Annotated in this window: 17 protein-coding genes; 13 read left to right on the top strand and 4 right to left on the bottom strand. The window is 41.7% G+C overall.

Annotation, left to right across the window (positions count from 1 at the left end):
• Nucleotides 1-94 precede the first annotated feature (94 nt).
• From F0Q01_RS01195 to F0Q01_RS01205, 3 genes are read right to left on the bottom strand one after another with little or no spacing between them, the layout of a single operon-like run.
• On the bottom strand, nt 95-727 hold the full coding sequence (locus F0Q01_RS01195) for a J domain-containing protein (RefSeq protein WP_090485351.1): 633 nt from the start codon (nt 725-727) through the stop codon (nt 95-97).
• A gap of 2 nt (nt 728-729) precedes the next feature.
• A complete protein-coding gene (locus tag F0Q01_RS01200; protein WP_090485354.1) occupies nt 730-1587 on the bottom strand; it encodes a DUF5685 family protein in 858 nt (285 codons plus the stop codon).
• A 10-nt stretch (nt 1588-1597) separates the two neighbouring features.
• Entirely contained in the window at nt 1598-2029 is a 432-nt protein-coding gene (locus tag F0Q01_RS01205) for a zf-TFIIB domain-containing protein (protein ID WP_090152217.1), read from the bottom strand.
• 279 nt (nt 2030-2308) lie between these two features.
• Here F0Q01_RS01205 and F0Q01_RS01210 point away from each other — a divergent pair, with 279 nt between their 5' ends.
• The 8 genes from F0Q01_RS01210 (at nt 2309) to F0Q01_RS01245 (ending at nt 9113) form a co-directional block, all read left to right on the top strand.
• Nucleotides 2309-2689, top strand: a complete 381-nt coding sequence (locus F0Q01_RS01210) for a metal-dependent transcriptional regulator (RefSeq protein WP_090152216.1) — start codon at nt 2309-2311, stop codon at nt 2687-2689.
• A gap of 57 nt (nt 2690-2746) precedes the next feature.
• A complete protein-coding gene (locus F0Q01_RS01215; RefSeq protein WP_090485357.1) occupies nt 2747-3217 on the top strand; it encodes a Fur family transcriptional regulator in 471 nt (156 codons plus the stop codon).
• Between the two features lie 202 nt (nt 3218-3419).
• Nucleotides 3420-5183: an aspartate--tRNA ligase gene (aspS, locus tag F0Q01_RS01220; protein WP_090152210.1), complete on the top strand. Its 1764-nt coding sequence runs from the start codon at nt 3420-3422 to the stop codon at nt 5181-5183.
• Nucleotides 5184-5393: 210 nt separating this feature from the next.
• Complete coding sequence (locus F0Q01_RS01225; protein WP_090485360.1) at nt 5394-6527, top strand: AI-2E family transporter; 1134 nt, start codon at nt 5394-5396, stop codon at nt 6525-6527.
• Between the two features lie 24 nt (nt 6528-6551).
• Nucleotides 6552-6764 carry a hypothetical protein gene (locus F0Q01_RS01230; RefSeq protein WP_090152204.1) on the top strand — a complete coding sequence of 71 codons (213 nt, stop codon included), beginning with the start codon at nt 6552-6554 and terminating at the stop codon, nt 6762-6764.
• A gap of 16 nt (nt 6765-6780) precedes the next feature.
• A complete protein-coding gene (locus F0Q01_RS01235) occupies nt 6781-7668 on the top strand; it encodes a DUF362 domain-containing protein (RefSeq protein WP_090485365.1) in 888 nt (295 codons plus the stop codon).
• A gap of 26 nt (nt 7669-7694) precedes the next feature.
• Nucleotides 7695-7922, top strand: coding sequence for a purine biosynthesis protein PurH (locus tag F0Q01_RS01240; protein ID WP_090152198.1), 228 nt, complete (start codon nt 7695-7697; stop codon nt 7920-7922).
• A gap of 516 nt (nt 7923-8438) precedes the next feature.
• Entirely contained in the window at nt 8439-9113 is a 675-nt protein-coding gene (locus F0Q01_RS01245; RefSeq protein WP_242941817.1) for a methyltransferase family protein, read from the top strand.
• 2 nt (nt 9114-9115) lie between these two features.
• On the opposite strand, the gene F0Q01_RS01250 is transcribed toward F0Q01_RS01245, so the two are convergent.
• The gene (locus F0Q01_RS01250; protein ID WP_090485371.1) at nt 9116-9748 is read right to left on the bottom strand and encodes an endonuclease III domain-containing protein; all 633 of its coding nucleotides are present in this window, start codon (nt 9746-9748) and stop codon (nt 9116-9118) included.
• 192 nt (nt 9749-9940) lie between these two features.
• On the opposite strand from F0Q01_RS01250, the gene F0Q01_RS01255 reads away from it, so the two are divergent.
• The 5 genes from F0Q01_RS01255 to purE all read left to right on the top strand — a co-directional run bounded on the left by F0Q01_RS01255 (nt 9941) and on the right by purE (nt 14719).
• The gene (locus tag F0Q01_RS01255) at nt 9941-10783 is read left to right on the top strand and encodes a formate/nitrite transporter family protein (protein WP_090485374.1); all 843 of its coding nucleotides are present in this window, start codon (nt 9941-9943) and stop codon (nt 10781-10783) included.
• Between the two features lie 121 nt (nt 10784-10904).
• Nucleotides 10905-11591 (top strand): orotate phosphoribosyltransferase, encoded by a 687-nt coding sequence (gene pyrE / locus F0Q01_RS01260; protein WP_090152186.1) that lies wholly within the window; start codon nt 10905-10907, stop codon nt 11589-11591.
• Entirely contained in the window at nt 11591-11923 is a 333-nt protein-coding gene (locus F0Q01_RS01265; protein WP_090152183.1) for a hypothetical protein, read from the top strand. Before pyrE ends, F0Q01_RS01265 begins: the two co-directional genes overlap by 1 nt.
• A gap of 14 nt (nt 11924-11937) precedes the next feature.
• A complete protein-coding gene (locus F0Q01_RS01270; protein WP_090485377.1) occupies nt 11938-13998 on the top strand; it encodes an aminopeptidase in 2061 nt (686 codons plus the stop codon).
• A 217-nt stretch (nt 13999-14215) separates the two neighbouring features.
• On the top strand, nt 14216-14719 hold the full coding sequence (gene purE, locus F0Q01_RS01275) for a 5-(carboxyamino)imidazole ribonucleotide mutase (RefSeq protein ID WP_090485379.1): 504 nt from the start codon (nt 14216-14218) through the stop codon (nt 14717-14719).
• Nucleotides 14720-14874: the final 155 nt, after the last annotated feature.

A 14874-nucleotide genomic window follows, 5' to 3' on the forward strand; every position in this document is an offset into this window, starting at 1 on the left:
CCGAGGTTCTTTACGGTTTTGCATATCCCCGGAATGAATATGCAAAGTAGGGAGAAAATATATGAATGGTCCGAATGACCTTGTAACAAACTAATTAAAAGAAACAACAAAGATTGCATAACAGATTGAGGAAAGCCATGCTGATGCACCAACGTGCAAATCCGGCATATGGTCTGGCATAACCGTAGCTTGCGCCTCTGGTTTCGTACCAGCTCCGACTCCAATCTATACTCTGTTGAAACTGTCTATATCTAAAGTTGCCAGGCTCTAAGGCGATGGCACGTCTAATAAACTCTCTAGCATCATTGAGATTGCCCATTCCCTGGGAAGCTACTGATGCGAAGAAATACCATTGGCCATTGCGCTGCTCATCTGGGATAGATGAAAGTACATTAAGCGCAGCGGCAAACTGTCTTGCGTTAATATAATTGGCTGCAGCCTGCATCTCCACAGATGCCTGTGAGTAGCTATAGCTGTAACTGTTGTAGCTGCTGCCTGAGTAACCATAGGAGCTACCTCCGAAAGAGGAACCACCATTTTGGCGCTCGTCCATTATCTGATTGTAAGCTGCTTGTATTTCTTTAAATTTTTCCTCAGCCTGAGCCCTGTTTGGATTGTTAACATTGGCATCAGGATGGTACTTTCGACTGAGGGTGCGGTAGGCCTTTTTGATTTCCTCTTCTGAGGCACTCTGGCTTACTCCTAAAACCCTATAAGGATCAATCATTACTATCTGTTCTCCTTAGGAGTATTATCTTTTTTCTTTTCCTTAAGTTGCAGGTATTCGTATCTAGTCCAAACACCTGAATAGATAATATTTCTGAGAATCTCAGCATTCTCAACAATAGGAAGTCGCTCAAATGACTTGGCACATTCTGCCATGAGGGAGGTGAGATTAATCCTAACAAAGGTCTCAAACTCCTTAGGTGATTCCTTTTTCAAAGGTAGAAGCGGATTGTAGCTTCCAGTTTTCTCATCCTTTTTCAAGTCATCATAAGCATCAATTATATATATGAACTTGCCCATGTAGTACCCCATACAATGTAGGGTCTTGGACCAGGTATCATCTTGCCAGTTAAATAATTCACCAAGCATTTCTCCGGTGTAGCTTGAGACTACATCGATGTTGGTCTCTTTTTTGGCCTCGGCCACGTAAAGCTTTGCAATATAGCTTTCGATTGCAGCAGTCTGCCTCGGGTAGTTAACTTTTATTCTGTCGTAATCCTTTTTTAGAAGACTAGCAGCCATACCTGAGATTTTGGAATGGTCATCCTTGAAGTTGTCCAACAAACTGTGATAGGAGAGGATGATGTCCATATCTGCTGCGTATTCAATTGCCTTGCTTGTATATCCATGTTTTGTCTTAAGTGGATGAATCAAGCAATGGAAATCATTGCAATCAAGCTCTGGCTCATAAAGGCTCTGTAGCAAAATACTTAAAAAGCAAAGGTCATAGTTTAATAGCATCTGCCCTTTGAAACTGGCCTTCTTGCCTAGTTGACGGCAGAGTCCACAATAGAAACTTTGGTAAGTTTTTCTGTCCTCATCGGAAAGTTGTCTTAAATCTGCATTAATATATCCAAACAACTCTTTTACCTTATACTTTCTTAATAAACTGTGTACGGCATTTGCTGCATGTTACTTGTATTTTACCGCGTCCTCTAGGAGCACGGAGTTTTTGCTTGCAATTAGGGCATTTAAAAATTGCATACATCTTTCGCTGTGAAGCGTTGTATTTTGCCCTCTCGATTTTATTTCTTATGTCGCGTGGGTTGAACTTGTATCTTATTTTAGCTGTCTTGGTTAAAAACCATTGGTTCTCACTGTATCGCTTCTGATAGTTTTTGGAGAACATTCGCCAAATACTATACGCAAGGCATGCCACTGCAATTAGGTAAACGATATTAGAATGTGTGATCATGGTGAGAATCATAAATATCAATGATAGAAAAGTAATAAATCTACCAAGTGAATCTACACCAGTACGACCTGCGAAAAACTGAGCCATCCTATATCTGAAATTGTTCATGGCGTTCCTCCTTGCCGAAGTTCATAGTTGCAGATTAAACTTTGTAAAAGTGAGAGTCAACAGTTTCGGGGGATATTTAATAAACGTTTAAGAAATGATTAATAATACTTGATAAAATATAAGGGTTAGGTTAAACTAACTATAGTTTAATAAGTTGCACTGAAGTAAGAAATATGATAACATTCATTACATAATGAGTTGTGTGCAATTAATATTTTGAGGAATATTCTATAGAGGGATTTCTTTATTATGTAACCTGTTGTTTAGGAGGAAGAGATTGTGAGAACTTATGTTAATGAGTCAGCAGAGAATTATCTAGAGACCATTCTTCTACTTAGTAAGAAGCTTCCAGTTGTTCGTTCTGTTGATATTGCTAATGAACTTAATTTTAAAAAATCATCAGTTAGTATTGCTATGAAGAATCTTCGTGAGAAGAATCACATTACAGTTACTGATGCTGGATATATTTACTTAACAGACGCAGGCAAGGAAATCGCTGAGATGATTTATGAGAGACATGAGCTCATTACAGAGATTTTGGTTAAGCTTGGAGTTGATGAGGAGATTGCAGCAGAGGATGCTTGCAGAATAGAGCATGTCATCAGCAAGGAGAGCTTCAAGGCTGTTAGAGATTATGCCAAGGACAAGATTCTTAAATAGATTGATTATCCCAGCCCAGTTCTAAGGGCTGGATTTTTATAATATGAAGGTGAAGTTATGGATATTGCAGAAAACAGTGTAGAACAAAGAGATTTAATAGTGCAGCAGCTTAGAGAGGCAGGTTGTCGTATCACTAAGCAGCGTCTTGTTGTTCTTGATATTATTTTAAATGGGGACCCATCCTGTGTTAAGGAAATCTACCGCGAGGCCATCAAGGTAGATAAAAATATAGGTAGCGCCACTGTTTATCGTATGGTAAACACTCTGGAGGAGATTGGGGTTTTGAACCGCAAGAATATGTATCAGGTAGACTGCTCTGTTTGCGAGCAGCACTGCATTGATGAGGACTGTGATACCGATTGTCCTGGCGGAGCATGCACTGCCTGCGAGACCAACGTGGTGGTGACCCTCGATGATGATACTAAGCTAGTTCTCAACAGAACTCAGGTTAAGGAATTGCTTGAGGCAGGCTTACACGCCACCGGCCGGGTTAAGGATTCTAAGAAAATTGTTAGGTTGGCTATGTAGATAAATAAGCTAGTAGCTGACAAGCTCTGAGTGTTGCTTTAGAGTTACATGTTAGTAACTCGAAGTAACATCTCAGGCTTGTAAGCGTAACTAGCGGAAATTTTATATATATTGAATAAATACGTTATCTGATGTATTATTAAAGGGCTGTTTAGCGTTAGCTAGACGGCCCTATGTTTGTATTAGAAAAGAGGAGAGAAACATGACTCAGTCACGTACACACAACTGTAATGAGCTTCGCCTTTCAGATGCTGGCAAGCAGGTTACATTAGTTGGTTGGTTCGAAAACATTAGAAAGGTGTCTAAGAATCTCGGTTTCGTTATTCTTCGTGATTTTTACGGCACTACACAGATAGTTATTGAAACAGAAGAGATGATGGCTGTTATCGATTCTGTAAATAAGGAGTCTACAATCTCTGTTACTGGTGAGGTTCGTGAGCGTTCATCTAAGAACTCTGAGCTTCCTACAGGTGAGATTGAGGTTGTTCCTACATCAATTGAGATTCTTGGAAAGTGTACTCACAATGAGCTTCCATTCGAGATTAATCGTTCAAAGGAAGCTGACGAGAATACACGTCTTAAATATCGTTATCTTGATCTTCGTAATCCAGACGTTAAGAGCAAGATTATCCTTCGTAGCAAGATCGTGGCAGAGCTTCGCAGCGCCATGATTGCTCACGATTTCATGGAGATTACTACTCCAATCCTTACATGCTCATCACCTGAGGGAGCACGTGATTACCTTGTTCCAGCACGTAATCACCCTGGCAAGTTCTATGCACTTCCACAGGCACCACAGCAGTTCAAGCAGATTCTCATGGCATCGGGTTTTGATAGATATTTCCAGATTGCACCATGTTTCAGAGATGAGGATGCCAGAGCTGATCGTTCTCCAGGAGAGTTCTACCAGCTTGATATGGAGATGGCATTTGCATCACAGGAAGATGTCTTCGCAGTAGTTGAGGATGTGCTTCCACCTATTTTTGCTAAGTACGGCGTATACAAGAGTGCTTCTACAGCACCATTTGTACGTATTCCATACCTTGAGGCAATGGACAAGTACGGTTCAGACAAGCCAGATCTTCGTATCGATTTAGTTCTTCAGGATGCTACAGATGTTATGGCTGACTGCGGATTCGGTCCATTCGAGGGCAATGTTGTTAAGGCTATCGTTGTTGATAATCTTACAGCTACACGTAAGCAGATTGATGCTATGATCGCTGAGGTAGAGGTTGCTACAGCTCAGAAGACATATTGGTTCAAGCTTGATGAGAACGGTGAGATCGTTGGTGGTATCGCAAAGTTCCTTCAGGAGAGAAAGCAGGCAGTCATCGATGCACTTGGCCTTAAGCCTGGTGATTTCGTTGGTCTTGCAGCAGGTCCACTTCTTGTTGCTCAAAAGACAGCTGGTGTATTCAGAAAGCTTCTTGGAGCTGCAGCTGAGGGCCACATGAGAAAGGATACATACGAGTTCTGCTGGATCGTTGATTTCCCAATGTACGAAATTGGCGAGGAGTCAGGAGAGCTTGAGTTCTGCCACAACCCATTCTCAATGCCACAGGGCGGTATGGATGCTCTCAAGAATCAAAAGCCACTTGATATCTTAGCTTACCAGTACGACTTAGTATGTAATGGTGTTGAGCTTTCATCAGGTGCTATCAGAAATCATGATCCAGAGATTATGATTGAGGCATTCAAGCTTGTTGGTCTTGGCGAGGATGATGTTAAGGCTAAGTTCCCAGCTATGTACAATGCATTTACTTATGGTGCACCACCACACGGCGGTATTGCTCCTGGTGTTGACCGTATGATTATGCTTATCGCTGGTGAGGAATCAATCCGTGAGATTATTCCATTCCCAATGAATAAGAACGCACAGGATATTATGATGGATGCTCCTGCAACTGTAGATCAGAAGCAGCTTGACGATGTACACATCGCAATCGTAATGCCTAAAGAAGATTAATTACATTTTAATTATGAATTCATAGCCACCTTGTTACACTATCAAGCCTGAGATATTGTTCCAGTCGACTAAAACGTCTCCTGGTAACAACACTCAGAGCTTGATAGTTACAAGGTGGCTATTATATTATAGAGGTGTATTAATTTTCTTTAGGCAGCATTTTTTTATTGGACGGCGCAGACTAATCGTCAAAAGGAGACGGAGGATATAATGAAAAAATTTAGAGACAGACCATGGTATTCACTTGCGGTTTCCATTTGTATAGGTGTTATTTTGTTTGTAGTGCTTATTCGAATTGGAAGCATTTTTGATGGCATAGCAACATTTATAGGATTCTTTTCCACTGTATTTCTAGGGGCGGTTATTGCCTACATAATCAATCCTCTTGGCAAGTTATATAGGGACAAATTGTTTTGCAAACTAAAAAAAGAGGGTGTAAAGACAGCCCTTGGCAATATGCTTGCATTTGTGACAGTAATCATTTTCTTAGTTATTTTTGGACTTACTGTTGTGCCACAGATGATTGAGAGCATCAAGCTTTTTGCCAGCAATTTAGATGGCTATGCAGCAGGACTGCAAAAGACCCTTGTGGCATTTGGTGTTTCAAGCAATATTATTGATTTAAATGAGTTTGTTAGCTCATCATCAGATTTGATTAATACAGTCACCAAATTGCTATCAGATAACATTTCAACAGTGCTGTCAGCTACAGCTAGTTTAGGTAAGACTCTTGGTACTATTTTCATTGCATTTTTGCTTTCTATGTACTTTCTTGCAGAGAAGGACAAACTTGTAAAAGGCGGCAAAAGATTTCTCAAGGCGCTTTGCAAGGACAAATATGATGATGTAAAATATGTAATTAAAAAGAGCGATTACATTTTGAGCAGATATATCGTTTTCAATATTTTAGATGCTATTGTAGTAGGTATCGTAAATGCGATATTCATGGCGATTGTGGGACTTCCATACATAGGACTTGTATCTATGGTGGTTGCGGTTATGAATCTTATCCCTACATTTGGTCCTATTATTGGCGGAGCCATTGGTGCATTTTTACTTTTACTTGTAAAGCCATGGTATGCTGTAGTATTTATCATTTTCACCCTCATTTTACAGATGGTGGATGGATACATTTTAAAGCCAAAGCTTGTAGGCGATTCTGTTGGAGTCTCTGGACTTTGGGTGCTTATTGGCGTAATTGTAGGTGGCAAGATGTTTGGCATAGTTGGTATTTTGCTTTGCATTCCAGCTGTTGCTATTTTAGATATGTTGTACTCAGATTTTCTGCTTCCTTGGTTGGAAAAGGGTGGCACATCTGAGGACAGTGCTGATGGGAACAATTAATTTTATATAAAGGGAGGTTTTATCATGGATGTAAAGGACATTATCGCAAAGGTTTCAGGTAACAAGGATTTGGTTGAGCAGATTAAGAAAGCTGACCCAAAGCAGGTGAAGGGCCTTTTAGACAAGGCTGGACTTAAGGTTGATGAGTCTGACGCCAAGGCAGTCAAGGCTGCATTATCTGATGGCAAATTAGATTTAAACGATATCAAGAATATCGCCGGAGGATTATTTAAGTAGGATAAAGGAGGGGACCATGGCATCAAAAGTATATTTTATCAAGGATGTTACAGCTGAGGCTGTAGTTAAAATGTACAACATGCTGGGCATCACATTGCCTGGAAAGGTAGCTGTAAAAGTTCACTCAGGCGAGGCTGGCAATCAAAACTATCTGAAGCCGGCTTTCTGGAAGCCTATGGTAGAACATGTTAATGGTACTATCGTAGAGTGCAACACAGCCTATGAGGGAGAGAGAAATTACACCGACAAGCATATCAAATTATTGAAAAAGCATGGTTGGAATGATTATTTCGATGTGGACCTTATGGATGCTGAGGGACCCGATATTGAGATACCTGTTAAAAATGGTACCCATCTTAAGACGGATATCATGGGTAAGAATTTCCTTAACTATGATTCTATGTTAGTGCTTTCTCATTTTAAGGGTCATCCTATGGGTGGCTACGGCGGAGCACTTAAGCAGCTTTCAATCGGTTGCGCCTCATGTGCCGGAAAGGTCAAAATCCACTCAGCTGGCAAATACGACAAGGCCAGTGAGCAGGATGTAGTGTGGACAGATTTGCCAGAGCAGAATGCATTTCTTGAGAGCATGGCTGAGGCAGCATCGGCTGTAGTTGATCATTTCGGTAAAAACATTGCATTTATAAATGTAATGGCCAACATGTCTGTAGACTGCGATTGTTGTGCAGTTGCTGAGGACCCATGTCTCAAGGACATCGGTATTTTAGCCAGCTTAGATCCAGTTGCTATCGACAGAGCATGTCTTGATTTAGTCTATGCTTCAAAGGATGTGGGTCGTGACCATTTCCTTGAGCGTGTCACATCAAGAAACGGTGAGTACACCGTAGACACAGCAGCAAAGTTGGGGGTAGGTAGCCTCCAGTACGAATTGATTGAGCTGTAGGATTTATAGAAGGAGCAGTTTTTTAGATGTCTTATTTAATCAAAGATACCACGAAAGAAGAGCGAGAGAGAATCGTCAAGGAATCTCTGGGCAATATCGAGGCCAACTGCGATGGTTGCATGGCAGGCCTTGCAGAGATGTACGAGGACTACATCGACGGCAAAAAGGAGCTTCGCGACATTAACATGGAATTCAACGCCAGATACGTAAAGGGCGAGGACATGGAAGGCCGCGGCACCAGCTGCGTCATGTAGGCAGTAGTTTCTATAGTGGTTAAAAAAGTGAAGGGATAGCCCTTCACTTTTTTGTTAGCGGGATTATTGGGGCTACTGCCTGTTTCGGAGAAATGAATATAGGCAGTAGCGATTTGGAATTTTGCTACTGCCTGTATGGGAAAATGGCAATTAAGCAGTAGCGATTTTGGAGTTGGTTACTGCCTAGATTGGGAAATTGTGTTTAGGCAGTAGTGATTTGGAAAAAGGCTACTGCCTGGATGGAAAAAAGGCAATTAGGCAGTAATGATTTTGGAATTGGTTACTGCCTGTATGGGAAAATGGAAATTAAGCAGTAGTGATTTGGAATTTGGCTACTGCCTATATGGGAAAATGGCAATTAGGCAGTAGTGATTTGGAAAAAGGCTACTGCCTAAAATGGAAAAACGAAAATAGGCAGTAGGATGTAGTGTTGATTGCTGGGAGATTGAAGGGGGAAGTGGTAAAATGGAGAGGTGAAGTAGGAAAGAGGTAGGCATAATTTGTAGGTGGAGGGAAATGATGGATAAAAAGCTTTTGACCACAGCACTGACAAGGGTGTTAGCAGGAATAGTGATAATGGCAGCACTGATATTTATACCGGCAGGGACCTTAGTCTATTGGCAGGGGTGGTTGCTTCTTGGAATATTATTTGTTCCGATGATTGTAGCAGGATTTGTTCTTATGTACAAAGCACCTGAGCTTCTTAGGAAGAGGCTTAATATGAAAGAGGAGCAGAAGGAGCAAAAGCTGGTGGTGGCCCTCAGTGGTATTATGTTTATTACAGCTTTTGCCGTAGCTGGATTGAATTTTAGATTTAAATGGATGGTGCTTTCAGACTGGATTTGCATTGCAGCAGCGATTATATTTTTAATCGCCTATACACTCTATGGAGAAGTCCTTCGAGAGAATGAATATCTATCGAGAACCATTGAAATTCAGGGGAATCAGAGGGTAGTTGATACAGGACTCTACGGGGCGGTTAGACACCCTATGTACATGGTGACGCTAGTTATGTTTCTGGCCATGCCAGTAGTTTTAGGTTCTATAATTTCGCTAGTCATAACGCTACTATACATTCCGATAATAGTCTTAAGAATCAAGAATGAAGAGAAAGTTCTAGCAGAGGGCCTGCCTGGCTACAGAGATTATATGAGAAAGGTGAGAAGCAGGCTGATTCCACATGTGTGGTGAAACTAAATATTTTTCTTACATACATCCTCGAGGCAGCACTGGTCGCAGTGAGGTGTAGTGCGGGCGGTGCAAACAGCACGGCCGTGGTCTACCAGTCTGTGGCACAGTTCGTTGCCTTCCTCAGGGGGTATGATTTTTCTAAGAGCCATCTCTACTTTGGTTGGCTCTTTTATATTGTCTACAAGTCCGATGCGGTTGGATAGACGGATAGCGTGGGTGTCAGTGACGATGGCTGGCTTGTCGAAGACATCACCAAGAATGAGATTGGCTGATTTGCGCCCTACGCCTGGTAAGGCCAGAAGTTCTTCCATGGTGTCAGGGACCTGGCTTTTGTAGACGTCTCGGAGCATTCTCATGCAGGCAACGATGTCCTTGGCCTTTGATTTGCCAAGGCCGCAAGGGCGAACGATAGCCTCAACATCGCTTACCTCTGCATCCGCAAGGGCATCTATGGTTGGGAACTTTTCATATAAGGAAGGGACAATCTGGTTGACACGCTCGTCTGTGCACTGAGCAGCAAGACGTACCGATACCAGTAGCTTCCATGCCTGGTCGTAATCCAGAGTGCAGTCGCTGTATGGGTATTCATTTTTTAATCGATCTATTACTATTAAAGCCAGTTCTTTTTTTCGCATTTTATCACCTGTGATTTAAAAGATTTTCTTCATTTATTAAGAAATAGGATAGAGGGTTTTAATGGTTTTTGCAATATGCTAATTAACTGATAATTCAAGGAAAAAACTTGCAAAGCATCTGTATAAACAGGGTGTTCAACTAGAAAAGAGTTTGTTATAATAGTTAGTGAATTTTTTAACAAGGAGCAAAAAATGGATAACTTATTTAACTCACCAGCAGAGGTGATTGAAGGAAATATTTGTGGCGGAGAGAAAAAAGTTAATTTGCCACTTTCTAAGATGATTTTACTCGGCATTATGGCTGGAGCATTTATTGCTCTTGGTGGAGCGACTAGTTCTACAGCAGCTCATGCTATTACAAATGTTGGCGTTTCTCGTTTCGTAGCAGGCGCTATTTTTCCAGTTGGTCTTATGCTTATTACATTTATTGGAGGCGAGCTTTTTACAGGTAACTGCCTTACTTCAATGGGTGCTATGGACCACAGATTTTCATGGGGCAAGGTAGCAAGAGACCTTGCAATTATCTGGGTTTCTAATTTAATCGGTGCACTTATTATTGTGGCACTTACATATTTTTCTGGAAATCTTGATTATTCAGGCGGATTGCTTGGTGCATATTCTATCAAGGTGGCACTTGGCAAGGCGACTATTTCTCCAATTAAGGGCATTACTTCTGGTATTCTTTGCAATATTTTAGTTTGCGCAGCTATTTTAATGGGTGCAGCAGCAAAGGACATCGGCGGCAAGGTTTGGGCTATTTTCTTCCCAATCATGGCTTTTGTTGTAGGCGGATTCGAGCACTGCGTTGCAAATATGTTCTACATTCCAATGGGCATTTTTGCAGCTCACAACGATGCCTATATTGCTAAGGCTGCTGAGGCCTATGGCATTACAGCTGACCAGTTGTCTAATCTTAGCTTGGCAGGCTTTATTACTAACCAGATTCCTGTAACTATCGGAAATATTCTGGGCGGAATGGTGTTTGTTGGTTTGCCATGTTTCTTGGCTCACTGTAAAAAGTGCAACAATAAATAGTAAAATTAAGTTTAATTTCTAACATTTTGGCATTGGCGTTTTGATTGAAAAGAAAATGGTTCTATGGTACAATCGGAGAGGTTTTGGTAATCAATTTGGTTGTTCTATAGGAGAATTTTTTATGGAGAACTACAAGTCAGAATTTATAGAGTTTATGGTGGAGTCTGATGTCCTCAAATTCGGTGATTTTACATTGAAGAGCGGGCGGAAGTCTCCTTTTTTTATGAATGCAGGAGCATACGTTACAGGTAGCCAGCTCATGCGTCTTGGCGAGTATTACGCTAAGGCTATTCATGACAAATATGGCGACGATTTCGATGTTTTATTTGGACCTGCTTACAAGGGTATTCCTCTTGCTGTTATTACTGCTGAGGCTTTCTACAAGCTCTACGGCAAGGAGATTAAGTACTGCAGCAATCGTAAAGAGGAAAAGGACCACGGCGCAGATATGGGCTCACTTCTTGGATACAAGATTCAGGATGGTGACAGAGTGGTTATGATTGAGGATGTTACTACTTCTGGTAAGAGCATGGAGGAGACAGTTCCTATCGTTAGAGCTCAGGGAGATGTTACTATTGTGGGACTTATGGTTTCACTTAACCGTCAGGAAGTTGGACTTTCAGGTGACAAATCCAAGACAGCTCTTGATGAGGTGGCAGAGACTTATGGATTTGCTACTGGAGCTATCGTTTCAATGGACGAGGTTGTTGAGCATCTTTGGAACAGAGAGTGTCAGGGCAAGGTCGTTATCGACGATGCTATGAAGGCACGTATTGACGAGTATTACAAGCAGTACGGAGTAAATTAATGACTAAGATTTACAAACACAGACGCAACAGATCCGGCAATCAGCTGAAGGCTTTGCCTATTGAGGCTATGTATGCCGCTGGCGTTTCTGTCTTTTCATTAATTTTATATGGAGCCATTATTGCTGGCTCAGTTTACATGTCGGGAGAGACTCCTAAGTGGTTGGGAGGCTCTGCTACATTGTGCTTTTGTATAGCACTGGGAGCGTTCATTTACAACATCGGTCAGATGAAGACCAAGACAGAGTTTAAATACAGAATCATCTGCCTTGGTGTCAGCACATTAGCCATGATTGTGTGGACTGCTACTATTGTTTTAGGGATGATTAATTAAAAGGAATTTGGTAGATGAGCAACACATTTTATAAAGAGACAGATGATATCATCGAGCGCTACGAGCTTGCTTGTGAGCGTATCTCTACAATAAAAGAAGATAAGGACTTGCCTGATAATCTTCAGGGCTTTTTCAACCAGGTTGCAGATTTTATTTTGACTGTTGTACCTGTTATGAACAAGGCGATTGCAGGCGAGCTTGCTAATAGATCTTTAGAGGAATGCCAGCAGGATGCAGATTCAATTTTCGCTATTTATTCTGCAGAACGCTATTCTAATAGCTTCCTTTGCCCTACATATTCAGTGGAGCATCTTGGACAGGAGCTTGGTGGTATTCTTTCTCATGTCTTCTACAAGCTCACTAGTATCATTCGTGTAGCTTTTGCTGGTAGACTTGATTTGTTTACTATTTACATGGAGCTTTTCCTTCAGGTTTATGGCGAGTGCCAGATGGAGTCTGAGGACAAGTATCGCAGAGAGGGCGTGGAGAGTGCAGTATACTCATTCCAGCACGACTATTGCCAGATATTCATTTCTGAGAGCACTATCTCTATGATAGATCCAGAATATGATTTTTATACAGATATTATCGTAAATGCGGATTTATCTGATGATAGATATATGTATCGCTACGGTACGTACATTGGTCCTAATGAGCGTGGTATTGCGGTTCATTTGCGCAGTCTTCCACATGAGGATGTGGTTGCTATGGCTCGTACCTATGTAGAGGGTTACATCAAGGGATTTGAGGTGACCGGCAAGGACATTTCCAAGAAGGAGACTGTTGAAGTTCATGCCCCAGTTGGTTTTGAGCTTATGACTCGCGAGGCTATTCGCCTATTTAACGAGGCAGGTCTTGCTGTTACAGTCCGCTACGGTGGTACTACAGGCAGAAATCTTTTCTCCACTGTTCCTAACAAGCAGTGCGAGTATGACCATAAGAATGACAAGGCCTACATTTGGGACAAGGGTCTTGCAGACAGGATGCTTGAGGTTCTCAAGAATACATACGAGAAGCACAAGGATTTGGCTGCTGTATTTGGTGGCCCAGCTGTTATTGAGACATTTGGCGAGGTACCATTCGAGCCTGCTAACTTTGAGGCTAATTCAAAGTACACAGAAAAGCAGGATGAGTTAAATGTATATTTTGCTAGCCAGAGTGGACAGATTACTAATCAGTACGTTAAGGGCGAGGAGCGCAGCTTTACTATTATTGCTTATCCTATTCCTGAAATCGGCAAGGATTTCAACGAGATTTTCAACGAGACTGTTGCTGTCAACACTATGGATTATGAGCTTTATAAGAATATTCAGCAGCACATCATCGATGTGTTAGACCAGGGCGACAGAGTTCATGTGACAGGTCGCGGTGACAATCACACAGACATCACTGTTAAGCTTCATCATTTGGATGACCCTGCTAAGCAGACTAATTTTGAGAACTGCGTAGCTGATGTGAATATTCCTGTTGGTGAGGTGTTTACTTCACCTGAGCTTGAGGGCACAAATGGAGTGCTTCATGTTACACAGGTATATCTTAATGAGCTTGGCTATCGCAATCTTGAGATGAAGTTTGAAGACGGCAAGATTGTTTCATATACATGCAGCAATTTTGACACTGAAGAAGAAAATAAAAAATATATTTTTGATAATGTGCTTTTCAAGCATGAGACATTACCAATTGGTGAGTTCGCCATCGGTACTAATACTAGAGCTTTTGTCATGGGCCAGAAATATGGTATCGCCGACAAGCTTCCAATTCTCATCGCAGAAAAGACTGGTCCACATTTTGCAGTAGGTGATACTTGCTATTCACATGCAGAGGATGTAGCAATGTACAATCCAGACGGCAAGGAGTGTATTGCCCGCGACAATTCATGTTCGCTACTTCGCAAAACCGATTTTTCTAAGGCATATTTTAATTGCCATACAGATATTACAATACCTTATTATGAGCTCGGTGATATCACAGTAATCACCGCCGATGGTCAGGAGCTACCTGTAATCAAGCAGGGCCGCTTCGTAGTGCCAGGCACCGAGGTGCTCAATGAAGTACTAGACGCTTACCGCGGCTAAGCTGGCGCCTACATGAGGGCGCAGGTATTGATAATCAAAAAGTTATAAATAGCTTGTAGCTATCAAATAGATAGAAGTAGCAAGTAGGCATCAAGCTCTTAGGTCTATGAACGAGGCATGTTAGCCGAGAGAATAGACACTAAGGCTTGTAGACGTAACTTGCGAGCCAGTAATTGTAGGCTAGCTACAAGCGAGAGAATAAACGGAGGATAATGAGATGGCTAAGGTTTCAGTTGTTATGGGAAGCGACAGCGATATACCTATTATGGCAAAGGCTGTGGAGATTCTTGAAAAGTTTGGAGTGGACTACGAGATTAGAATTATCTCTGCTCATCGTGAGCCAGATATTTTCGTAGACTATGCTAAAACTGCTAAGGATAGAGGCGTGCAGGTAATTATTGCAGGCGCTGGTAAGGCGGCTCATTTACCTGGTATGTGTGCTGCTATTTTTGAGGGGCCAGTTATTGGAATCCCTATGAAGACTAGCGACCTTGGTGGTGTTGATTCATTATACTCAATTGTGCAGATGCCTACAGGTGTACCAGTTGCAACTGTGGCTATTAATGGTGGCGCAAATGCAGGTATTCTCGCGGTTAAGATGCTTGCTATGGCTGATGCTGCATTAGCGGCAAAGCTTCATGATTTCATCGTAGACCAAAAGGAACAGGTGGAGTCTAAGGACGCGCGCTTACAGAATGAGGGATATAAGGCCTTTCTATAGGGTAAATAAGGAAACTCTTGTTAATTAAGGGTTTCCTTTTATTTATATATTTTATATGAGCCTGTAGTAATATTAGCGATAGCTGGTAGGCATCAAGCTCTTAGGTCTATGAACGAGGCATGTTAGCCGAGAGAATAGACGCTAAGGCTTGTAGA

The sequence above is a fragment of the Pseudobutyrivibrio xylanivorans genome, assembly GCF_010906925.1.
Classification (GTDB): Bacteria; Bacillota; Clostridia; order Lachnospirales; family Lachnospiraceae; genus Pseudobutyrivibrio.